The 23393-nt window shown below is 54.8% G+C and carries 21 protein-coding genes; 10 read left to right on the forward strand and 11 right to left on the reverse strand.

Features of this window, described 5'->3' with window-relative positions:
- Positions 1-171 precede the first annotated feature (171 nt).
- Positions 172-1251: a FecCD family ABC transporter permease gene (locus tag WFP70_RS00140; protein ID WP_034824944.1), complete on the forward strand. Its 1080-nt coding sequence runs from the start codon at positions 172-174 to the stop codon at positions 1249-1251.
- Positions 1251-2039, forward strand: a complete 789-nt coding sequence (locus WFP70_RS00145) for an ABC transporter ATP-binding protein (protein WP_034824935.1) — start codon at positions 1251-1253, stop codon at positions 2037-2039. Before WFP70_RS00140 ends, WFP70_RS00145 begins: the two co-directional genes overlap by 1 nt.
- A 142-nt stretch (positions 2040-2181) precedes the next feature.
- On the opposite strand, the gene fghA is transcribed toward WFP70_RS00145, so the two are convergent.
- From fghA to ptrR, 3 genes are read right to left on the reverse strand one after another with little or no spacing between them, the layout of a single operon-like run.
- Positions 2182-3024 (reverse strand): S-formylglutathione hydrolase, encoded by an 843-nt coding sequence (gene fghA / locus WFP70_RS00150; RefSeq protein ID WP_058962266.1) that lies wholly within the window; start codon positions 3022-3024, stop codon positions 2182-2184.
- Between the two features lie 12 nt (positions 3025-3036).
- Positions 3037-4161: an S-(hydroxymethyl)glutathione dehydrogenase/class III alcohol dehydrogenase gene (locus tag WFP70_RS00155; protein ID WP_034824931.1), complete on the reverse strand. Its 1125-nt coding sequence runs from the start codon at positions 4159-4161 to the stop codon at positions 3037-3039.
- 46 nt (positions 4162-4207) lie between these two features.
- Positions 4208-5119, reverse strand: a complete 912-nt coding sequence (ptrR, locus tag WFP70_RS00160; protein ID WP_038645851.1) for a putrescine utilization regulator PtrR — start codon at positions 5117-5119, stop codon at positions 4208-4210.
- 104 nt (positions 5120-5223) lie between these two features.
- Between ptrR and WFP70_RS00165 the strand changes: the two genes are divergently transcribed.
- The 7 genes from WFP70_RS00165 (at position 5224) to mglC (ending at position 13459) form a co-directional block, all read left to right on the forward strand.
- Positions 5224-6354: a YbfB/YjiJ family MFS transporter gene (locus WFP70_RS00165; RefSeq protein WP_337022294.1), complete on the forward strand. Its 1131-nt coding sequence runs from the start codon at positions 5224-5226 to the stop codon at positions 6352-6354.
- Positions 6355-6479: 125 nt separating this feature from the next.
- A complete protein-coding gene (folE, locus tag WFP70_RS00170) occupies positions 6480-7145 on the forward strand; it encodes a GTP cyclohydrolase I FolE (protein ID WP_034824925.1) in 666 nt (221 codons plus the stop codon).
- A 51-nt stretch (positions 7146-7196) separates the two neighbouring features.
- Positions 7197-8357, forward strand: coding sequence for a DUF418 domain-containing protein YeiB (gene yeiB / locus WFP70_RS00175; RefSeq protein WP_337022295.1), 1161 nt, complete (start codon positions 7197-7199; stop codon positions 8355-8357).
- A gap of 141 nt (positions 8358-8498) precedes the next feature.
- Entirely contained in the window at positions 8499-9539 is a 1041-nt protein-coding gene (gene galS, locus WFP70_RS00180) for an HTH-type transcriptional regulator GalS (RefSeq protein WP_160869470.1), read from the forward strand.
- A 304-nt stretch (positions 9540-9843) separates the two neighbouring features.
- Complete coding sequence (mglB, locus tag WFP70_RS00185; RefSeq protein ID WP_034824919.1) at positions 9844-10839, forward strand: galactose/glucose ABC transporter substrate-binding protein MglB; 996 nt, start codon at positions 9844-9846, stop codon at positions 10837-10839.
- Between the two features lie 70 nt (positions 10840-10909).
- Positions 10910-12430: a galactose/methyl galactoside ABC transporter ATP-binding protein MglA gene (mglA, locus tag WFP70_RS00190; RefSeq protein WP_337022296.1), complete on the forward strand. Its 1521-nt coding sequence runs from the start codon at positions 10910-10912 to the stop codon at positions 12428-12430.
- Positions 12431-12448: 18 nt separating this feature from the next.
- Positions 12449-13459, forward strand: coding sequence for a galactose/methyl galactoside ABC transporter permease MglC (gene mglC, locus WFP70_RS00195; RefSeq protein ID WP_034824905.1), 1011 nt, complete (start codon positions 12449-12451; stop codon positions 13457-13459).
- A 416-nt stretch (positions 13460-13875) separates the two neighbouring features.
- On the opposite strand, the gene WFP70_RS00200 is transcribed toward mglC, so the two are convergent.
- The 7 genes from WFP70_RS00200 to metG all read right to left on the reverse strand — a co-directional run bounded on the left by WFP70_RS00200 (position 13876) and on the right by metG (position 21612).
- Entirely contained in the window at positions 13876-14034 is a 159-nt protein-coding gene (locus tag WFP70_RS00200) for a hypothetical protein (RefSeq protein ID WP_337022297.1), read from the reverse strand.
- A gap of 638 nt (positions 14035-14672) precedes the next feature.
- On the reverse strand, positions 14673-15392 hold the full coding sequence (gene sanA, locus WFP70_RS00205; RefSeq protein ID WP_034824903.1) for an outer membrane permeability protein SanA: 720 nt from the start codon (positions 15390-15392) through the stop codon (positions 14673-14675).
- 136 nt (positions 15393-15528) lie between these two features.
- On the reverse strand, positions 15529-17226 hold the full coding sequence (locus WFP70_RS00210; RefSeq protein WP_034824900.1) for an NAD-dependent malic enzyme: 1698 nt from the start codon (positions 17224-17226) through the stop codon (positions 15529-15531).
- A gap of 160 nt (positions 17227-17386) precedes the next feature.
- Positions 17387-18283 (reverse strand): cytidine deaminase, encoded by an 897-nt coding sequence (gene cdd / locus WFP70_RS00215; RefSeq protein ID WP_337022298.1) that lies wholly within the window; start codon positions 18281-18283, stop codon positions 17387-17389.
- Positions 18284-18407: 124 nt separating this feature from the next.
- Positions 18408-19100, reverse strand: coding sequence for a CidB/LrgB family autolysis modulator (locus WFP70_RS00220; RefSeq protein WP_097116618.1), 693 nt, complete (start codon positions 19098-19100; stop codon positions 18408-18410).
- Complete coding sequence (locus WFP70_RS00225; RefSeq protein WP_034824894.1) at positions 19093-19467, reverse strand: CidA/LrgA family protein; 375 nt, start codon at positions 19465-19467, stop codon at positions 19093-19095. Before WFP70_RS00225 ends, WFP70_RS00220 begins: the two co-directional genes overlap by 8 nt.
- Positions 19468-19524: 57 nt before the next feature.
- On the reverse strand, positions 19525-21612 hold the full coding sequence (gene metG / locus WFP70_RS00230; RefSeq protein WP_286119915.1) for a methionine--tRNA ligase: 2088 nt from the start codon (positions 21610-21612) through the stop codon (positions 19525-19527).
- 88 nt (positions 21613-21700) lie between these two features.
- Here metG and apbC point away from each other — a divergent pair, with 88 nt between their 5' ends.
- Entirely contained in the window at positions 21701-22813 is a 1113-nt protein-coding gene (gene apbC / locus WFP70_RS00235; protein WP_097116621.1) for an iron-sulfur cluster carrier protein ApbC, read from the forward strand.
- Here the strand turns inward: apbC and WFP70_RS00240 are convergent.
- Positions 22810-23262 (reverse strand): GNAT family N-acetyltransferase, encoded by a 453-nt coding sequence (locus WFP70_RS00240; protein WP_097116622.1) that lies wholly within the window; start codon positions 23260-23262, stop codon positions 22810-22812. The genes apbC and WFP70_RS00240 overlap by 4 nt on opposite strands.
- Positions 23263-23393 lie beyond the last annotated feature (131 nt).

Raw genomic sequence — 23393 nt, forward strand, 5'->3', positions numbered from 1 at the left:
CGTTAAACGTGAGTGACATAACGCCGCTGCCTTTGGCTAGCGGCGTTTTATTTGGCAAAGATGAACCGTGTTACAACGTTTTGGGCTTTGTCATACAGATATAATTGATAATTATTATCACCTGCACTATTGTGGCTGCCGTTATGATTTCGATAAGAAACAGGTAGAACAATGCAGACCACGGATTCCGCGCTGCTGGCGGAAAATAACCGCGAAGCCGATACCATGACGCGTTATCGTCAGGTGTTACGTCAGCGCCTGATGCTGATTGGCGTACTGGTGCTGGCAATACTGGCGTCAGTGATTCTTGATTTCACGCTTGGCCCGGCTGGGCTCTCCCTCGACACCCTGTGGCAAACGCTCACCCATCCTGATGCGGTGGATGCGGGTACGCGCGTGATCGTCTGGGATATCCGCTTACCTTATGCGTTGATGGCTGTCGTCGTCGGCTTTTCGCTGGGTCTGGCGGGTGCTGAGATGCAAACTATCCTCAATAACCCACTGGCGAGTCCGTTTACGCTCGGCGTCTCTTCTGCGGCAGCCTTTGGCGCGGCGTTGGCAATTATTCTCGGCATCGGTATTCCCGGTGTGCCAGACCAGTGGTTTATCTCGGCAAACGCCTTTGTGTTTGCGCTGTTTGCCGCACTGATGCTGGATGGCGTGACGCGCTGGACCAAAGTGTCCACTTCAGGCGTGGTGCTGTTCGGCATCGCGCTGGTGTTCACCTTTAACGCGCTGGTCTCGATGATGCAGTTCATCGCCAGTGAAGATACCTTGCAGGGCCTGGTGTTCTGGACCATGGGCAGCCTGGCGCGTGCTTCGTGGGAAAAACTCGGTGTGCTCACGGCGGCTTTCGCCATCCTGATCCCGTTCTCGATGCTCAGCAGCTGGAAACTGACCGCGCTGCGCCTGGGTGAAGATCGTGCCGTGAGTTTCGGCATTGATGTGCGCCGCTTGCGTCTGGCGACGCTACTGCGCATCAGTATTCTCTCCGCGCTGGCGGTGGCTTTTGTCGGGCCGATTGGCTTTATTGGCCTGGTGGCACCGCACATCGCTCGCATGATGTTTGGTGAAGATCATCGCTACTATCTGCCGGCCAGTGCGTTGGTCGGTGCACTGGTGCTGTCACTGGCCTCGGTAGCGTCGAAGAACCTGATTCCAGGCGTGATCATTCCAGTGGGTATCGTCACTTCACTGGTTGGCGTGCCATTCTTCCTGAGTATTATTCTGCGTCATCGGGGGACGGTGTAATGGAACAGGGATTAGGTCTCAGCCATTTCTACGCCGGTTATCCGAAGCGTAAAGTCATTGAAGATCTCAACGTGCCGATGCTGCCACGCGGCAAAATCACCGTACTACTTGGACCTAACGGCTGCGGTAAGTCTACCTTGCTGCGCGCACTGGCGGGCCTGAGCAAAGGGCAGGGCGAACTGTGGTTGAATGGCGAAGAGCTGATGTCACAGCCGTTTGCCCGTCGTGCCCAGCGCGTGGTGTATCTGCCGCAAAGTTTGCCGGCAGGCGTGCATCTGCATGTGCTGGAGTCAATCATCGTGGCGCAGCGTGCGTCGGGTGGCTTACACAGCGCATCAAGTGAAGCCGAGATTATGCATCTGCTGGAACAGCTGGGCATTGCCCACTTAGCGATGCGTTATCTGGACCAGTTATCAGGTGGGCAGAAACAGCTGGTGGGTCTGGCGCAATCGCTGATTCGCCGTCCGGAACTGCTGCTGCTGGATGAACCGCTGAGTGCGCTCGATCTTAATTACCAGTTCCACGTAATGGATTTGGTACGTCGCGAAACCCGTCTGCGCAATATTGTGACTGTGGTCGTGGTGCATGATATCAACATTGCACTGCGCCATGCCGACCATGCGTTGATGTTGAAAGAGGGCACCTTGCTGGCTGACGGCGAGCCGTCGCAGGTGATCACGCCGGACACATTGGCGCAGGTGTATGGCGTACGCGGGCGTATTGAACACTGCTCGCAGGGCATGCCGCAGGTGATGATCGATGGGCTGGTGGCGGAATCGCTGGCTTAAACCTCGCAAAAGACGCTTAAGCTCAACATCAAGAGAAGCTGAGGATGAATGTTGGTGCGGCTTTTAGCCAATCACAGTCAGCCATAGCCAAAAAAGGGCGCACCTGGTGCGCCCTTACTGTCTCCACATCAACTGACGTGAACTACACCAACAGATGCTTGGCGTGGAACCGCAGATGATCCTCGACAAAGCTGGCGATAAAGAAGTAGCTGTGGTCGTAACCCGGCTGCACGCGCAGCTCCAGCGGGAAACCTTGCTCACGTGCTACCGCTTCCAGACGATCCGGACGCAGTTGATCGGCAAGGAACTGATCGCTATCACCCTGATCGATCAGAATCGGTAAGCGCTGTTCCACTTCACGCATCAGCAGGCAACTGTCCCACTCGCGCCAGGTCTGGCGATCTTCTCCCAGATAAGCGGTGAAGGCTTTTTGTCCCCACGGCACTTCGGTTGGATTGACGATTGGAGCGAACGCGGATGCCGAAGCAAAACGTCCACCCTGACGCAGCGCCAATACCAGCGCGCCATGTCCGCCCATCGAATGACCCATTACCGACTGACGATCGCTCACTTTGAAGTTGTCCGCCACCAGGGCTGGCAACTCCTCGCTGAGATAATCGAACATACGATAGTGCGCCGCCCAGGGCTGCTGCGTGGCGTTGAGGTAAAAACCTGCGCCCTGACCGAGATCGTAGCCGCTGTCGTTGGCCACTTCGTCACCGCGCGGACTGGTGTCCGGCATAATCAGCACCAGGCCCAGTTCAGCGGCAACACGCTGCGCACCGGCTTTGGTGGTGAAGTTCTCGTCGGTACAGGTCAGTCCGGCGAGAAACCATACCACCGGCGGCGGCGTGTCATCCTGCGGTGGCGGCAGGAAAATGCTGAAGGTCATCGGGCAGTTCAGCACCGCCGACTGATGACGCCAGCGCTGCTGCCAGCCGCCGAAGATACGATGTTCTTCCAGCAGTTCCAGAGTGGATGCCATAACGCCTCCTTTTTACTTGTTAAAATGCACAACCGAACGAATGGATTTCCCTTCGTGCATCAGATCAAAGGCCTCGTTAATCTCTTCCAGCGGCATGGTGTGCGTGATGAAATCGTTCAGCGCGAACTTACCGTCCAGATAATCCTGCACGATGCCCGGCAGCTGGGTGCGACCTTTCACGCCACCAAACGCCGAACCGCGCCATACGCGACCGGTCACTAACTGGAACGGACGTGTGGAGATCTCTTCACCGGCACCGGCTACGCCGATAATCACTGACTCGCCCCAGCCCTTGTGGCAGCACTCCAGCGCGGAACGCATCACGTTCACGTTACCGATGCACTCAAAGGAGAAGTCCACGCCGCCGTCGGTCAGCTCAACGATCACATCCTGAATCGGCTTATCGTAATCTTTCGGGTTGATCAGATCGGTGGCACCCAGTTTGCGCGCCAGGTCGAATTTGCTGGTGTTCAGGTCGATACCGATGATGCGACCGGCTTTCGCCATTTTCGCGCCGATGATCGCTGACAAACCAATGCCGCCGAGGCCGAAGATCGCCACGGTATCGCCTTCTTTCACTTTGGCTGTATTCATCACGGCGCCCATGCCGGTGGTCACGCCACAGCCCAGCAGGCACACTTCTTCCAGTGGCGCTTCTTTGCTGATCACCGCCAGTGAAATTTCCGGCACCACGGTGTACTCAGAGAACGTTGAAGTCCCCATGTAGTGGAAGATGGGCTTGCCGTCTTTAAAGAAGCGGGTGGTGCCATCTGGCATCAGGCCTTTGCCCTGGGTGGAGCGAATCGCCTGACACAAGTTAGTTTTGCCTGACAGACAGAACTTACATTTACCGCACTCTGGGGTATAAAGCGGGATCACGTGGTCACCGACCGCCACGCTGGTGACGCCTTCGCCCACCGCTTCCACCACGCCGCCGCCTTCGTGACCAAGGATCGCCGGGAACACGCCTTCCGGATCTTTACCGGACAGGGTGTAAGCATCGGTGTGGCACACGCCGGTGGCGACGATGCGCACTAACACTTCACCTTTCTGCGGTGGCATCAGATCCACTTCTTCGATTTTCAGCGGTTCGCCCGCTGCCCAGGCAACGGCAGCGCGGGTTTTAATCATGTTCATGCAATCCCTCTTCTTCAGATGTCGTGATTTACTTAAAATTAAAAACTCACTCAGCGGTTTGCAGCGGATGCAGCAACTCATCGTTAAGTGGGCGGTCGTCAAACATTTCAATAATCAAATACTTCAGCGCTTCCACGTTGGGCGTGAAGGCGTCGCGGCGCCACATCAGCCAGGTGGCGGTATCGCGGTACGCAGGCGGCAGTGCATGCTCCTGCACGCGCGCGCGGCCGGGCATCTGCGTCAGGACCGACGCCGGAATCATTGCCACGCCCGCACCGCCTGCCACACACGCCACCATCGCGTGGTAAGACTGAATCTCCATCACGCTTTTCGGTGAGGTCTGGCTTTCGCGATACCAGGACTCCAGTTTGGTGCGATACGAACAGCTGTTACCAAAGGCAAACAGCGTGTCATGCTGCGTGTCGCGGGCGCTGGTAATCGGGTCGTGATCGAGACTGGTGATCAGCACCATCTCCTCGCGAAAGGCGATGCAGCCGTTGAGATCATCATGGGTGGCTGGGCCATCCACCAGCGCGGCCGCCAGCGTACCGGCGCGCACTTTATCGATGATATCGCCCGAGGTGCCCGTCACCAGCGATAGCGCCACATTGGGAAATCGTTGATGATAAGCCGCCAGCAGACCAGGAAGACGGGTCGCGGCGGTGCTCTCCATCGAACCAAAGGCAAAGTTCCCGCCCGGTTCTCCGGCACGGGCCATATTCAGCGCCTCATCGCTCAGGCTAAGGATGCGCTGCGCATAATTGAGGAAATTGTGGCCCATCGGCGACAATCGAATACGCTGCTTCTCACGGATAAACAGATCCACGCCAATCTCTTCTTCCAGCTGGCGCAGACGAGTAGTGAGATTAGAGGGCACGCGATGCAATAGCTCCGCGGCGCGCGCCAGCGAACCGGTTTCGGCCACAGAACAGAACATGCGGAGTTGTACTAAATCCATATTCTCTTTCCGTAAACAACTTGGTTAATATTATTCACTTTTCGTGAGTGTAATCGTCATGCATGCTAATAACAAGTGCTAAAAGAATCTGAACGGGAGTGGGAATGGCGTTTCGTGTCGCGCTGAGCGCGTTTTTAAGTTTAGTGGTTGCGATGGGGATTGGGCGATTTGCTTTCACCCCGCAGGTGCCATTGATGATTCAGGACCATCAGTTAACGCTGACCAGCGCCAGTCTGGTGGCGGCGCTCAACTATCTTGGTTATCTGTGTGGCTCCTTTGATGCCATGCGCGCGCATAAGCGTGTCGAATGGCGGCTGCAGGCTGGCTTGTGGGGCGCAGTGATCCTGACGCTGCTGTCTGCTTGCGTCAGCGGGCCGTGGCTGCACGGTTTTATACGCTTTGTGATTGGCGGTGCCAGCGGTTGGGCGATGGTGCTGATCGCTGCGTGGAGCAATGAGCAACTGCTGCATCATGGACGGCCAGGCTTGTCGGCGGCGGTGTTTGCCGGACCCGGCACCGGGATTTTCATCAGCGGAATGCTGGCGGTGGCGCTGCATGCCAGCGGGGCCAGCGCGGCACTGGGCTGGGCGGCTTATGGTTTGCTGGCGCTGCTGTTCATCGCCGCCATTGCGCGTTTTTTACCGCGCACGGGACAGTTACATCGTCCCGATCAGGCGCCTGCGCCGCTGGTGCTCAACGGTAACCTGAAACGCCTGGTGCTGAGCTACAGCCTCGCCGGTTTTGGTTACATTCTCCCTGCGACCTTCTTGTCGCAGATGACCGCCGCGCGTTTCCCGGACAGTGCGCTGGCGCAGTTTGTCTGGCCGGTGTTTGGCGGCGCAGCGGTGATCGGCATTGTGCTCGGCATTTTGACGCGGCGCTGGGGCAGCAGCCATCTGCGGCTGGCAGTGGTGCTCTGGGCGCAGGCTTTGGGCGTGATCTCCGCCATTGTCCTGCCAGGGCTGGATGGGCTGTTGATTAGCGCGCTGTTAGTCGGCGGCGGATTCTTATGCGTGGTACAACTGACGCTGCAATACGGTCGTGAGCTGGCGCCGCATCACGCGCGCTATCTGGCCGGTCTGCTGACCACCGGCTACGCAGTCGGTCAGTTGGGCGGGCCGTTGCTGTCATGGATCTCCAGTTTGCTGTGGCACCGCCTCGATCCTGCCTTGTGGGTAGCGGGTGTCGCACTGATTCTGGCGGGCTTACTGGTGTTACGCCGTTCGGCACCATGAAAAGCTTTCATCTCCGATTGGATTGATTGCTGGATTACGCGCGCGTTGTGTTTCACAATACGCGCTCAGAATTTCCCCCGCAGGCGACGATCTGCGGGCGCATCACCTGCCGGAGAAAGAGTACGATGAGCACCTTAAGTCAGGAAGCCGCCCTGGTTCACGAAGCGCTGCTGGCGCGTGGCCTGGAAACGCCGTTACGCGCCCCGGTGCGCGAGATGGATGACGAAACCCGCAAGCGTGAAATCGCCGGTCATATGACCCAAATCATGCAGCTGCTGAATCTGGATCTGGAAGATGACAGTCTGATGGAGACGCCACATCGCATCGCCAAGATGTACGTGGACGAGATCTTCTCAGGCCTCGATTACGCCAACTTCCCGAAAATCACCGTCATCGAAAACAAGATGAAGGTGGATGAGATGGTTACCGTGCGAGATATCACCCTGACCAGCACCTGTGAGCACCACTTCGTGATTATCGACGGTAAAGCCACCGTCGCTTATATCCCGAAAGAGAAGGTTATTGGTCTGTCGAAGATCAACCGCATCGTGCAGTTCTTTGCCCAGCGTCCACAGGTGCAAGAGCGCTTAACCCAGCAAGTGCTGGTGGCGCTGCAAACTTTGCTTGGCACCAACAACGTGGCGGTGTCGATTGATGCGGTGCATTACTGCGTGAAAGCGCGTGGCGTGAAAGATGCCACCAGCGCCACCACCACCACATCACTGGGTGGCCTGTTCAAGTCCAGCCAGAATACGCGCCAGGAGTTCTTACGCGCGGTGCGTCACAGCTAATCCTTTGGGCGGCTTATTGCCGCCCGTTTTCTCTCTCCGTCAGGTCACTCGATGCAACGCTATCTTGCGCTGGATTTCATTCGTGGTTGCGCCATTCTCGGCATTCTGCTGCTCAATATCGTGGGTTTTGGCTTGCCATCGGCTGCCTATCTCAATCCGGCGTGGCAGGGCACTATCTCGCTTTCCGATGTCTGGACCTGGGCGATCATGGATGGCCTGGCGCAACTGAAATTCCTCACGCTGTTTGCGCTGTTGTTTGGCGGTGGCCTTTATCTGCAGATCCCGCGTGGCAGTCGCTGGATGTCGGCGCGCCTGACGTTGCTGGTGCTGTTGGGTTTTATTCACAGCATCTTCTTCTGGGAAGGGGATATCCTGCTGGATTACGGTCTGACCGGGCTGATTATCTGGCGGATGCTGCGTGAAGTGCCTTCGGACAAAGCTCTGCTGCAAACTGGCGTGTTGCTTTACCTGATCGGTTGCGGCGTACTGCTGGTGTTTTGGGGCATTTCCAGCCCGGAACCGGGCCGTTCGTGGCTGCCGGGTGCCGCCGATATCGAGTATGAAAGCTACTGGAAACTGGTCGGTGGCTGGGAAGCGATTCAGAACCGCCTCGACCATCTCTCATCCGGCTTGATGGCGCTGGCCGCGCAGTACGGCTGGCAGCTGGCGGGATTGATGCTGATTGGCGCGGCGTTGATGCGCAGCGGCTGGCTGAAAGGCGAGCTCAGCGTGCAGCACTATCGTCGCTCGGCCGCGCTGCTGCTGACGATCGGCTGGCTGATAGCCATTCCCGGCATAGTGGCGCAATGGTTACTGGACTGGGAGTTCCGCTGGAGCGGCTTCTTACTGCAGGTGCCTCGCGATCTCGCCAGCCCGTTTATCAGCCTCGGCTATGCGGCGCTCTGTTTTGGCTTCTGGCCGCAAATCGGTGCCACGCGTATCAGTTATGCGCTGCAATGCGTTGGCCGCATGGCACTCAGCAACTACCTGTTACAGACGCTGATCTGCACCACGCTGTTTTATCGCTTCAATCTGTTCCTCAAGTTTGATCGCCTGCATCTGCTGGCACTGGTCCCGGCTATCTGGTTGGTCAATATCCTGTTTTCAGTACTCTGGCTGCGCTTTTTCCCGCAGGGCCCAATGGAGTGGATCTGGCGCAAACTGACACGTCTCGCCGCCGGCAAAACGGAACCTTCCTCCCGCATCAGATAATGATGTTCATCACAAAGGTTGCAGATTTGTATGTAACCGTTTTCATCCGTGTGACGTGATTCACGCAGCTGAATAAAATGCCCTGACAAAATAGCGCCGTTACGCGCTTGTCGCGCATTTTCTCCTCTGTGGAACAGCTGCATGATAACGATTCGAGATGTCGCCCGTCAGGCCGGTGTATCAGTAGCCACCGTGTCGCGTGTGCTCAATAACAGCAGTGCAGTCACCTCTGATACCCGTGAAGCCGTACTCCAGGCGGTAGAGGCGTTAGGTTATCGCCCCAATGCCAATGCGCAGGCACTGGCCACCCAGGTCAGTGACACCATCGGCGTGGTGGTGATGGACGTATCCGATCCCTTCTTTGGCGCGTTAGTGAAAGCGGTAGATACCGTGGCACAGCGCGTGCACAAACACGTGTTGATCAGCAACTCATGGCACCAGGAAGAGAAAGAGCGCCATGCGATTGAAGTGCTGATCCGTCAACGATGTAACGCTTTAGTGGTCCACGCGAAAACGCTTTCAGACGCTGAACTAACTCAGTTTATGGATCAGGTTCCCGGTATGGTGCTGATTAACCGGACTATTCCCGGGTACGAACATCGTTGCGTCTGCCTGGATAATGTAACGGGATCTCTGATGGCAACGCGCATGTTGTTACAACAGGGACATCAACGCATTGGTTATCTCAGCTCCAGCCACCCGATTGAAGATGTGACGCAACGGCGTGAAGGCTGGCTGCAAGCCTTGTCAGAGCAGGGGATTCGCCCGCAGGAGTCCTGGATTGCCCATGGCGAACCGGACATGCAGGGCGGGGAAGCGGCGATGGTGGAGTTACTGGGCCGTAACCTGCATTTAACCGCCATCTTCTCCTACTGTGACGGTATGGCCGCCGGTGCGCTGACCGCATTGAAAGATAATGGCATTCAGGTGCCACAGCACTTCTCCGTCATCGGCTTTGATGATATTCCCATCTCGCGTTACACCGATCCTCAACTCACGACTGTGCGCTATCCTATTGTTTCTATGGCTAAATTGGCCACGGAGTTGGCCTTAAAAGGCGCAGCGGGCGAACTCGACCCCGACGCCACACACTGCTTTATGCCGACCCTGGTGCGCCGCCATTCGGTCGCTCAGCGGCAAATTGTGGAGTCGGTCACTAATTCGGGCGATAGCGCTGTGTAACCGTTTCCAATCTGTGATTACATTCACAGTTAATTAACATGGCGCTCACTATGATGGCAGCGTCTTACCGGACTGAAACATCATGTAACGCCGGGTTCTCCTTCTCCGGTCAGGTTTCAGTAGCCGATTGAAATAGTTCACAACACTCTTCAGGAAGCGTTTACGTACAGGGAAGTCAGGATAGCGATGGTGGCCCGGCTTTGCGTTACGCGTCCGCCCCATAAATGAGTTTGAACCGACTGCGCTGGTTGCCCGCAGGCAGCACAGCGCGATGATATGCCCTACATAAAAAACCGGAGATACCATGAATAAGAAGGTTTTCACGCTCACAGCACTGGTTGCCAGCATGATGTTTGGTGCAACTGCGCACGCCGCCGATACCCGCATTGGCGTGACAATTTATAAATACGACGACAACTTTATGTCTATGGTTCGCAAGGACATCGATAGCGAAGCCAAAAAACTGGGCGGCATCCAACTGCTGATGAATGACTCGCAGAACAGCCAGTCCACCCAGAACGACCAGATTGACGTACTGATGGCTAAAGGCGTGAAAGCGCTGGCAATCAACCTGGTTGACCCTGCTGCTGCGGCAGTGGTGATCGACAAAGCGAAAGCGAATGATGTGCCAGTGGTGTTCTTCAACAAAGAGCCGAATGCCAAAGTGCTGGCCAGCTACCCGAAAGCCTACTACGTGGGTACCGACTCTAAAGAGTCAGGCATCATCCAGGCCAAACTGATTGAGAAGCACTGGAAAGCCACCCCAGCCTGGGATCTGAACAAAGATGGTCAGATTCAGTTTGCTCTGCTGAAAGGTGAGCCGGGCCACCCGGATGCTGAAGCCCGTACCAAATACGTGATCGAAACCCTGAACACCGATGGTTTCAAAACTCAGCAGCTGGCGATGGATACCGCGATGTGGGACACCGCACAGGCAAAAGACAAAGTTGACGCCTGGCTGTCTGGCCCGAACGGCAACAAAATTGAAGTGATCATCGCGAACAACGATGCGATGGCAATGGGCGCAGTAGAAGCCCTGAAAGCGCACAACAAAACCAGCATTCCGGTGTTTGGTGTGGATGCGCTGCCAGAAGCGCTGGCACTGGTGAAATCCGGTGCGATGGCCGGTACCGTGCTGAACGATGCGGAAAACCAGGCGAAAGCCACCATTGATATCGCGAAGAACCTGGCCGATGGCAAAGAGCCAACCGCCGGTACTAACTTCAAGATGGAAAACAAAATCGTACGTGTTCCTTACGTACCAGTCGATAAAGAAAACCTGTCTCAGTTTGTGAAGTAATACGTACCGGGCGCGGCAGCACGCCGCGCCTTATTGCATCTGACCCACGTTTTATTTAGCCAGGTAAATTATGGCCAGTGAGAATCCGACCGCACAGCGTGAATATCTGCTGGAGATGACGAATGTCTCGAAATCATTTCCAGGGGTGAAAGCCTTAGATAATGTGAATTTGAAAGTGCGGCCGCACTCCGTCCATGCCTTAATGGGCGAAAACGGCGCCGGAAAATCCACATTATTAAAATGCCTGTTTGGTATTTATAAAAAGGATACGGGGAGCATCCTGTTTCAGGGTGAAGAAATTGATTATAAAAGTTCCAAAGAAGCGCTGGAGAATGGCGTTTCAATGGTGCATCAGGAATTAAACCTGGTTTTACAACGCAACGTGATGGATAACATGTGGCTTGGCCGCTATCCACGTAAAGGCGTGTTTGTTGATCAGGATAAAATGTATCGCGATACCAAAGCGATCTTTGACGAATTAGATATTGATATCGATCCACGCGATAAAGTGGCTAATCTGTCTGTTTCGCAAATGCAGATGATTGAAATTGCCAAGGCATTTTCCTATGACGCGAAAATCGTCATCATGGATGAGCCAACATCGTCGCTGACCGAAAAAGAAGTGAATCACTTGTTCACTATTATCCGTAAGCTGAAAGATCGTGGCTGCGGTATTGTGTATATCTCACACAAGATGGAAGAGATTTTCCAACTGTGTGATGAGATTACGATTTTGCGTGATGGACAGTGGATTGCCACCCAGCCGCTGGAAGGGCTGGATATGGACAAGATCATCGCCATGATGGTCGGTCGTTCACTGAACCAGCGTTTCCCGGATAAGACCAACGTGCCGGGCGAAACTATTCTTGAGGTGCGTCATTTAACCTCGCTGCGTCAGCCGTCGATTCGCGATATTTCCTTCGACCTGCGCAAAGGTGAGATTTTAGGCATCGCCGGATTGGTGGGCGCCAAACGTACTGACATCGTCGAGACTTTATTTGGTATTCGCGAAAAGTCAGGCGGCACCATAAAGCTGCACGGTAAAGCGATTAATAACCACAGTGCCAATGAAGCGATTAACCACGGTTTTGCGCTGGTGACGGAAGAACGTCGTTCAACCGGGATTTATGCTTATCTGGATATTGGTTTTAACTCGCTTATTTCCAATATTAAAAAATACAAATCCGGCATGGGCTTGCTTGATAATAAGCGCATGAAGAGTGATACCCAGTGGGTGATTGATTCAATGCGCGTGAAAACGCCAGGTCATCATACGCAAATTGGTTCGCTTTCCGGTGGTAACCAGCAGAAGGTTATTATTGGTCGCTGGTTATTAACTCAGCCGGAAATTCTGATGCTGGATGAACCGACGCGCGGTATTGACGTTGGTGCTAAGTTCGAAATTTATCAGTTAATTTCTGAGTTGGCGAAGAAAGAGAAGGGCATCATTATTATCTCTTCTGAAATGCCAGAATTGCTGGGAATTACCGATCGTATTTTAGTGATGAGTAATGGCCTGGTAGCGGGCATTGTCGAGACCAAAACGACCTCGCAGAATGAAATCCTGCGTTTAGCGTCATTACACCTTTAATGAAGCAAGGGCTTTAACATGAAAGCGACTACTAAAAAGAATGCGCTAACCTGGTTAAAAGAGGGCGGCATTTACGTTGTCCTGTTGGTACTGCTGGCAATTATTATTTTCCAGGATCCGACGTTTTTAAGTTTAATGAACCTGAGTAACATTCTGACCCAATCTTCAGTGCGTATTATTATTGCATTGGGCGTGGCCGGATTGATCGTGACGCAGGGTACTGACCTGTCAGCCGGGCGCCAGGTCGGTCTGGCCGCGGTGGTTGCGGCGACCTTGCTGCAATCCATGGATAACGCCAATAAGGTGTTCCCACACCTGGATACCGTACCGATTCCACTGGTTATCCTGACCGTGTGCATTATCGGTGGTGTGATTGGCCTGGTGAACGGCGTGATCATCGCTTATCTGAAAGTGACGCCATTTATCACCACGTTGGGCACCATGATTATCGTTTACGGCATTAACTCGCTGTATTACGACTTTGTTGGCGCATCACCGGTGGCCGGTTTTGACGCGGGCTTCTCGACCTTTGCTCAGGGCTTCTTCCGTTTCGGTGATTTCAAGCTGTCGTTCATTACCTTCTACGCGTTCATTGCCATTATCTTCGTGTGGATTCTGTGGAATAAAACGCGCTTCGGTAAGAACATCTTTGCCATCGGCGGTAACCCGGAAGCCGCTCGTGTTTCAGGCGTTAACGTGCCGCTGAACCTGATTCTGGTGTATGCGCTGTCAGGTGTGTTCTACGCCTTCGGCGGGATGCTGGAAGCGGGCCGCATCGGCAGTGCCACCAACAACCTCGGCTTTATGTATGAGCTGGATGCGATTGCGGCCTGTGTGGTCGGCGGCGTGTCATTTGCGGGTGGTGTGGGTACAGTTGCGGGTGTGGTGACCGGTGTGATCATCTTCACCGTTATCAACTACGGTTTGACCTACATCGGCGTGAACCCTTACTGGCAGTATATTATCAAGGGCGGCATTATCATCTTCGCTGTAGCCCTGGATTCACTGAAGTACGCACGTAAAAAATAAGACTGACACACAGCAACACATCACTGCAAAAGGCTGCCATTTTATGAATGGTGGCCTTTTTTATTTGTGCAAACTGTTAAGGGCGAAGGGCGAAGGGCGAAGGGCGAAGGGCGAAGGGCGAAGGGCGAAGGGCGAAGGGCAAAGGGCGGGTGCGGTGTGGGCTCAAAGCACCTCTGCTGCTGCCGGGCAGTCCTCGCGCCGCTGACGCGGTGCCCTCGGCTTCCACGTCGTGCCTACGGACCGTTCGGGTAAGGCCGTCCTGGCCAACCCGAACTGCCAGTCGCATCCATGCGACTGGCTCCTGGCCCAACGTAAAAGCCTCAGCGCTGCGGATCGCCCTTGCATCAGCAGAGGTGCTTTGGCCTCAAATGTTGTGCCCGTTTATTTTAAATATGCGGCTTCTGCGAATAGTTCTTTCAGCGGCATAGGGATATGGCCTCAAATGTTGTGCCCGTTTTTTTTAAATATGCGGCTTCTGCGGATAGCCCTTGCAGCAGCAGAGGTGCTTTGGCCTCAAATGTTGTGCCCGTTTTTTTTAAATATGCGGCTTCTGCGAATAGTTCTTTCAGCGGCATACGGATATGGCCTCAAACGTTGTGCCCGTTTTTTTTAAATATGCGGCTTCTGCAATTTGTCCTTCCAGCGGCAAGGGGACATGGCTTCAAACATAGCTCCCGCTTTTTGAACAGATACTCTACTTTTTGCAGATGGCTCTTGCAGTGGCTGATAGAAAGTAATGGCATTGTGCCTGCCTTTAGGCCAAACACACGGCATCCAAGCATAGCTCTTGCAGCCGAGCGGCCAAGGCTTGAAGCTGCGTGCCTTTTTTCAACAGCACGCAATAAAGTTTAGGAGCAGGCTGGTGTCGCTTTGGGGGCAGGCATTTCACAGCGCTGAACAGAGTGAGGATGCCAGGATAGCCCGCAGGGATGCGGGCGGAAGGCGGGGCGGCACATGGATGTGCCATCCCCGCCGTTCCGTAAGGCAGACGAACGGCGTGAAGGCACCGCGTCAGCGGCGCGAGGACCGCCAGCCCCCAAAGCGACACCAGACAGCGTTATCACAGCACCCCAAAGCGACACCAGACAGCATTATCACAGCACCCCAAAGCGACACCAGACAGCATTATCACAGCACCCTGAAGCAGCAGATACCGTCACCACAACAACCCAGGCGACACTAGATGGCATCAACGCAATATCTTCAGGCGGCGTTACTTCTGCAACTTCTCTTCCAGGTCCAGCAACTGCTCTGGCGTCACCGCCGGATAACTCTGTGCATCTTCCGGCACTTCATGCACCGCCGGAATCGGCACCAGCGGGCCGAGGAAACGAGGTTCACGTTTCATCAGATACAAATCGGCTAATGCGCCTAAACGAGCACCAACCTCGCGGAAACGCACCGACAGCATATTTTTCGGAGAAGGCACCGCATAACATTGCGCCTGAATTCCCAGATGTTGGGCGATATACAGCGCGCGCTCACAGTGGAAGCGTTGTGTGATGATGATGAAATCATTGGTATCGAACACTTTGCGGGTGCGTACAATCGAGTCCAGCGTACGGAATCCGGCATAGTCGAGCACGATATCGGCAGGATCGACACCGGCTTTGATCAAATCGCGGCGCATGGTCATCGGTTCGTTATAACTTTGCAGCGCGTTGTCACCGCTCAACAGCAGATAATTTACCTTGCCGCTGTTATACGCGTTAAGCGCACCTTGAATGCGATAAAGGTAATACTGATTGATCACGCCGGTGCGGTAATACTTGGCGGTGCCTAAGACCACCCCGACCTGACGATGCGGCAGCGAGGTGACATCTTCATAAATAAACGGGGCAGTTTTCCAGCTGATCCAGCGATCCAGGCCGAGCGCGGTCGCCACCATCAATAAGATGATGAAAAACAGACCAAAGAAAACGCGTTTAATCATGCGCGTAAGCACTCGGTTGGCGGAAAAAAGGATGGCTAAAGGCTACTTGAGGTGGGGGCGCTAAGCAAGTTTACGCCGGTTGGCTGGCGATATTTTAAGCGCAGCCGGTACTGAATTTACCGGCTGCGCTGCCTGCTTAGATGGACGTACGGCGATAATGACGATACTGCGGCAGCCAGAAGTTATTATTCACAGCCTTCGACAGCACATCTTCTGAGGTCACCACGGCCACGCCAGCCAACTGTGCTGCTTTACCCACTTCCATAGCGATCAGCTTCGAAACGCCCTGAATGTGTTTCAATTCTGGCAGCACTGGACCTTCGCCATCGTTCACCAGCGGTGAGCAGTCAGCCAGAGCACGGCTGGCGGTCATCAGCATCGAATCGGTGATACGCGTTGCACCTGCAGCAATCACACCCAAACCAATACCTGGGAAGATATAGGAGTTGTTGCACTGGGCAATCGGGTAGGTTTTACCTTTCCAGGTCACCGGTGCAAATGGGCTGCCAGTCGCGACCAGCGCTTCACCGTCGGTCCAGGAGATGATATCCGCTGGAGTGGCTTCAACGCGTGAGGTTGGGTTTGACAGCGGCATCACGATCGGACGCTTGGTGTGCTTATGCATCTCGCGGATGATCTCTTCGGTGAACAGACCCGGCTGACCTGACACACCAATCAGAATGTCTGGCTTCGCGTTGCGCACCACATCCAGCAGTGAAATAGAATCGCTGGTCACATCCCAGTCCTTCAGGTTTTCACTCTTCTGCACCAGTTTGCCTTGGAAATCGAGCAAATTAGGCAGTTTGTCGGTCAACAGACCAAAGCGATCGACCATCATCACTCGGGAACGTGCTTCGTCGTCGCTCAGACCTTCAGATTTCATCTGCGCGATGATCTGCTCCGCAATACCGCAACCAGCGGAACCGGCACCGAGGAACACCACTTTCTGCTCGCACAGACGGCTGCCTGCGGCACGGCTGGCGGCGATCAGAGTGCCGACGGTAACGGCGGCGGTACCCTGAATGTCATCGTTAAAGCAGCATACTTCATCGCGATAGCGCTCCAGCAGCGGCATAGCGTTCTTCTGCGCGAAGTCCTCAAACTGCAGCAGCACGTTCGGCCAGCGGCGTTTCACTGCCTGGATAAACTCATCAACGAAGGCTTCGTACTCTTCGCCGGTGATACGCGGATGGCGCCAGCCCATATACAGCGGGTCATTCAGCAACTGCTGATTGTTGGTACCGACATCCAGCACCACGGGCAGGGTATACGCCGGGCTGATCCCGCCACACGCGGTGTACAGCGACAGCTTACCGATTGGGATACCCATACCGCCGATGCCGAGGTCGCCGAGGCCGAGAATACGTTCGCCATCGGTCACCACGATCACTTTCACGTTCTGCTTGGTGGCGTTTTGTAGCATGTCTTCAATGCGATCGCGATTGTTATACGAAATGAAAACACCGCGCGCACGACGATAAATTTCAGAGAAGTGTTCACAGGCCGCGCCGACGGTTGGGGTGTAAATAATCGGCATCATCTCTTCCAGATGATTATCCAGCAGGCGGTAGAACAGGGTTTCGTTGGTGTCCTGGATGTTGCGCAGATAGACGTGCTTGTCGTTATTGTTTTTGAAATCCAGGAACTGACGCCAGGCACGCTCTGCCTGCTCTTCGATGGTTTCAACGGCTTCAGGAAGTAAGCCATTAAGGTTGAATTCGTTGCGTTCTTCCAGGGTGAAGGCGCTGCCTTTGTTCAGCAGCGGAAATTCCAGCAGAATCGGACCCGCGTAAGGAATATACAGCGGACGTTTACTTTCGTAGTCGAGTTCCATGCAGTGTTTGCTCCGGTTGCAGTGTTTTCTGACGTGTCACCGGGAAAAGGTAACGCCAGACCTGTTTCTTGTGAAGTAGTTCTGGCGCCCGATCCTATGAGGATTCTTGCAGATGTACAGCTTTTGTTAATAGAAAGTCACAAAAGCGATGAAAGGATCACTAAACTGATGTTTTCGAAACTAAAGTAAGTGAGAAATCTTCACAGCCCAGTGCCGCCAGCGTAGCGCGCGTGGCATCGCGCTGGCTTAACGTGCTGCCCTCACATTCGACTAAAACTGCCTGTTTAATCGTATCCAGTGCTTCATTACGCATGTTCATCATAATCAGCGCTGCCTGCAATGGCGGCAAACTTGGATTGAAAGCGGCGTTTTCTGCATAGCGACCGGTGAAGAGGTTACCGCTCTGGCTGCGCAGGGCCACACCACTGTAGCTGTGACTGTAGGGCGCATGACTGTTGTTCGCCGCCTCAATCGCCGCTTGCTGTAAGGCATCACCTTGCGCAGCGAAGCCGTGATGAATCGGTGCCAGCAAGCGTTCCGTGATATTCAGATCGGCGGGGCCAAACGCATCCGGCAGATAATCGCCCAATGTACTCACTGCACGACCTGGCAGACTGATGCGGATAGCCGTGCCGCTGTTAAGCTCGTTCATAAACTGACGGCAGTGGCCGCAAGGCGTGTAATTGACGGTGATGGCATCCAGTTTCTCTTCGCCGTGCAGCCAGGCATGAGTAATGGCGCTCTGCTCCGCATGCACGGTTTGCTGCAGCGGCGCATGTTCGAATTCCATGTTGGCACCGAAATACCAGTGACCACTCACTCCGCGTGAAATCGCACCCACATTGAAGTGAGACACCGGTGCCACCGCACAGCAGGCGGCAATCGGCAGCAGTGCCAGCGCCAGGGCATCATCATCCAGCCCCGTTTCCTGCTTCAGGCGCGCCACGTCTTGCGGGCGCAGTACGCCGTCAAAATCAGCTGCATCCAGCAAGGGATAAATCGCAGTTTGCAAGTCAGCGGGCAGGGCGGAGAAAGCAGCAGTAAATCGTGGATGCATGATGTGATGACCTCATTAACGCGTTAGCGGCGATGCGCCGCCTATGGGGTTATATGTGATCTGTGTCGCTATGACAATGTAAGCTGATTGAGTTGTTTCAACTTTGCGAGATCTCTCGCAAGTTTTAGCCCAACCAGTGCATCAGCAGCGGGAAAAGGAAGGGGGCCAGCAGCGATGTGATAATGCCGCAAATCACTAATGCCAAAGAGCTAAATGCCCCTTCCTGATAATCGATCTCTGCCGCGCGCGCCGTGCCTAAGGCATGCGATGCGTTGCCAATCGCCAGGCCGCGTGAAGACTTGCTGTGCACCTTAAACAGATTCAACAGCATATGGCCGAACACTGCGCCGAGCACGCCGGCAATCAACACACAGATGGCGCTGATGGCGGGAATACCGTGCAGCGAACCGGATACTGCCATGGCAATCGGCGTGGTGACGGATTTCGGCATAATCGTCGCGGCAATTTCTGGCGTAGCTCCCATCCACAGCGCAATAGCGGTGCCGGAGACCATCGCGGTGATGCTGCCAATAAAACAGACGCTGATGATGGTTTTCCAGCGCGCGCGAATCTGATGCATCTGCTCATACAGCGGCAAGGCCAGCGCGACCACCGCAGGTTGCAGCAGCTGATTAAGGAAGGTGCTGCCGGCAAAATAGCGGGTATAAGGGATATGGGTGAGCAGCAGGATCGGAATCACAATCGCCATCGCCACCAACAGCGGGTTAATGATCGAGATATTGATTTTGGCTGCCAGCTTACGCGCCAGCAGATACGCCACCACGGTGAGCGGCAGTGACCACCAGGCGTCAGTCATGAGGCTGCTCCTTCGGGCGCTGCAAACGTTCGGCGCTCAGGCCAACGATTAACAGCACCATAAAGGTACTTACCACGCAGGAGACGACAATCGGTCCAAACTGTGCGCTCAGGATATCGGTATAACCCATCACGCCGACACTGATCGGGACAAACAGCAGCGCCATATAACGTATCAGCAAATGACAGCCCGGTTTCACCCAACCGACCGGCAGGATTTGCAGCGCCAGCAAGGTAAACAGCAGCAGCATGCCGATAATGCTGCCCGGAATGGTAAACGGCAGCAGGGCTGCAATACCGTTTCCGGCATAGAGCGCGGCATAGATAATCACAAAGGCACGCAAATAGTGCCAGCAAGCAGTTAGCACGACAGGCTCCACAACAGAGGGTCGATAAAAAAGCCGCCCTGAAGGCGGCTTGTTCAATTACTTCACCTGCATTCCAGGCTGTGCACCGCTATCAACGGACAACACAAACAGATCTGAACCGCCGGAACCGGCTGACAGCACCATGCCTTCTGAGATGCCGAAACGCATCTTACGCGGTGCCAGGTTAGCGACAATGATGGTCATCTTGCCGACCAGCACTGACGGATCCGGATAGGCCGCGCGAATGCCCGAGAAGATCTGGCGCTTCTCGCCGCCAAGATCCAGTTCCAGACGCAGCAGCTTGTCAGATCCTTCAACCAGCTCGGCTTTCTCGATCAGTGCTACACGCATATCAACTTTAGCGAAATCGTCGATAGTGATGGCTTCGCCAATCGGCGCATCCGCCAGAGGGCCGGTTACTGCTGGCTTGTTCGCCGCAGCTGCATCTTCTTTAGATGCTTCAATCAGGCCTTCAACTTTGGCCATTTCGATACGGCCATACAAGGCTTTGAAAGGCGCCACATCGTGATCCAGCAGCGGCTGTGCAATCGCATCCCAGCTCAGTTCCGTATTAAGGAAGGCTTCGGTACGCGCGCTCAGTGAAGGTAGCACCGGCTTCAGCCAGGTCATCAGAATGCGGAACAGGTTGATACCCATTGAGCAGATCGCTTGCAGGTCAGCATCTCGGCCTTCCTGTTTCGCCACCACCCACGGTGCCTGCTCATCCACATAGCGGTTAGCGATATCCGCCAGCGCCATGATTTCACGAATCGCGCGGTTGTACTCGCGGCTCGCCCAGGCTTCACCAATCTTCTCTGAGGCATCGACAAAGGTCTGATACAGCGCCGGATCGGCCAGCTCGCTCGCCAGTTTGCCGCCAAAACGCTTAGTGATGAATCCAGCATTACGGGACGCGAGGTTCACCACCTTGTTGACGATATCGGCATTCACGCGCTGTACGAAATCTTCCAGATTCAGGTCGATGTCGTCGATGCGTGAAGAGAGTTTCGCTGCGTAGTAATAACGCAGGCTGTCCGCATCAAGATGCTGCAGCCAGGTGCTGGCCTTAATGAAGGTGCCGCGTGATTTGGACATCTTCGCGCCGTTCACCGTCACATAACCGTGCACGAACAGGTTGGTCGGCTTGCGGAAGTTGCTGCCTTCCAGCATTGCAGGCCAGAACAGGCTGTGGAAGTAAACGATGTCTTTACCGATGAAGTGATACAGCTCGGTAGAAGAATCTTTTTTCCAGAACTCGTCGAAATCGATGTTACCGCGCTTGTCGCACAGGTTCTTGAAGGAACCCATGTAACCGATTGGCGCATCCAGCCACACGTAGAAGTATTTGCCCGGCGCGCCTGGAATTTCGAAACCGAAATAAGGCGCATCGCGGGAAATATCCCACTGCTGCAAGCCTGATTCGAACCATTCCTGCATTTTGTTCGCCACCTGCTCCTGCAACGCACCTGAACGAGTCCAGGTCTGCAACATCGCGCTGAATGAAGGCAGGTCGAAGAAGAAGTGCTCTGAATCACGCAGTACCGGCGTCGCGCCAGAGACCACGGATTTCGGATCGATCAGTTCGGTTGGGCTGTAGGTCGCGCTGCACACTTCGCAGTTATCGCCGTACTGATCCGGTGACTTACATTTCGGGCAGGTGCCTTTGACAAAACGATCGGGCAGGAACATGCCTTTTTCCGGATCGTACAGCTGTGAAATGGTACGGTTCTTAATAAAACCGTTCTCTTTCAGACGACCGTAGATCAACTCTGACAGCTGACGGTTTTCATCGCCGTGCGTGGAATGATAGTTGTCGTAGCTGATGTCGAAGCCAGCGAAGTCAGTTTCGTGCTCCTGCTTCATCTCGGCAATCATCTGCTCAGGTGGGATACCGAGCTGTTGTGCTTTCAGCATGATCGGCGTGCCGTGGGCATCGTCTGCGCAGATGAAGTAAACCTGGTTGCCACGCATTCGCTGGTAACGGACCCAAATGTCAGCCTGAATGTGCTCAAGCATGTGACCGAGATGGATTGAACCGTTTGCGTACGGCAGTGCGCACGTTACCAGAATTTTTTTAGCGACTTGAGTCATAGTTTGCGTAGCGTTCCGTGAATAAAAATCGGGCTTAGATGTTACCCGAAGCACCCTCTGGCGTAAACACAACTGGACGGCATCTGATATTATTGAAAGCACATCGCCGATATCTGGCGTGATGAAAACACAAGGAGTTGGGATGACTTCACAATCCCGGGAACATCATTCACCCGAAGCATTGCGCGCGGTGGTTATCGGCGTGCTGAGTGACTTTGAACATCCGACGCTGCATCACAATCTGACGACCTTGAAAGCCCTGCGCCATGTGGCACTGCTGGACGGCAAGCTGCACATCGAACTGGTGATGCCGTTTGCCTGGGCCAGCGCGTTTGAAGAGCTGAAGGCACAAGTCAGCGCCGAACTGCTGCGTCTTACCCACGCCAGCGCTATCGACTGGCGTTTGCGCCACGACATTGCCACGCTGAAGCGCGTGAAAAATCATCCTGGCGCAACAGGTGTGAAGAACATCATTGCGGTGAGTTCCGGTAAAGGCGGCGTGGGCAAATCCAGCACCGCGGTGAACATGGCGCTGGCGCTGATTGCCGAAGGTGCGAAGGTCGGTATTCTCGATGCCGATATTTACGGCCCGTCGATTCCCAATATGCTCGGCACTGAGAGCCAGCGGCCAACCTCGCCGGATGGCACGCACATGGCACCGATCATGGCGCACGGACTGGCGACCAACTCGATTGGCTACCTGGTCACCGATGAAAATGCCATGGTGTGGCGCGGCCCGATGGCCAGCAAAGCGCTGATGCAGCTGCTCAACGAGACGATGTGGCCGGATCTGGATTACCTGATTCTCGATATGCCACCGGGCACCGGGGATATCCAGTTGACGCTGGCGCAAAACGTCCCGGTGACGGGCGCGCTGGTGGTCACCACGCCACAGGACATCGCCCTGATTGATGCGCGTAAAGGCATTGTGATGTTTGAGAAGGTCAGCGTGCCGGTGTTGGGGGTGGTGGAGAACATGAGCATTCATATTTGCAGCGAATGCGGCCATCATGAGCCGATTTTTGGCACCGGCGGCGCGCAGAAACTGGCGGCGGATTACCACACGCAGCTGCTGGCGCAACTGCCGCTGCATATCAATCTGCGTGAGGATCTGGATGATGGTGAACCAACGGTGATCCGCCGTCCGGACAGCGAATTCACTGCACTGTATCGCCAGTTAGCCGGTCGCGTGGCGGCACAGCTTTACTGGCAGGGCGAAGTGATTCCGGCCGATATCGCCTTCCGCGCGGTTTAACGCTTCACTTTTCCGCTGGCGCGCGCCGTCAGCGGAAAATGCATCAGCACATATTTTCCTTGCTCGCTCTCACCGGTGGCTTCACGCTGCCAGCCATGTTTTAGGTAAAACGCCTGCGCTAACTCATTCAGCATCAGACATTTCAGCACGCCGGTTGAGGTAAAGCGCTTCTGCACTGCCTCCAGCAAGGCGCTGCCAACCCCACGGCCCTGAAAGTCGGGATCGACATACAGGCTGTGCAGGAAGTTGTCATTAGGAAGGATGCCCGCGAACCCGGCACGATGCCCATCGACCAACGCGACTAACACCGTCTCCCCCAAAATCACGCCATCCAGATCTTCCAGTGCCCAATCATCGCCATCCAGCCAGGTCCAGTTGTGACGACGTGCTGCAAGAAACAGTGTGCGCAGAAAAGGGCGGTCGGCTTCCTCAAATAATCGAATGTCCAAGCATGGGCTCCATCATAAACAAGATTAGGTAGCGTGGCGGTCGCTTTAAATGGCAACCCCAGGTAACACTAGCCGACGAAAAAAGATAAAGCCTGTCAAATCATCAGGCTTTCTGTGTAGAATGCCGCGGC

This window comes from Pantoea sp. USMM079 (assembly GCF_037153115.1).
GTDB classification, from domain to species: domain Bacteria; phylum Pseudomonadota; class Gammaproteobacteria; order Enterobacterales; family Enterobacteriaceae; genus Pantoea; species Pantoea communis.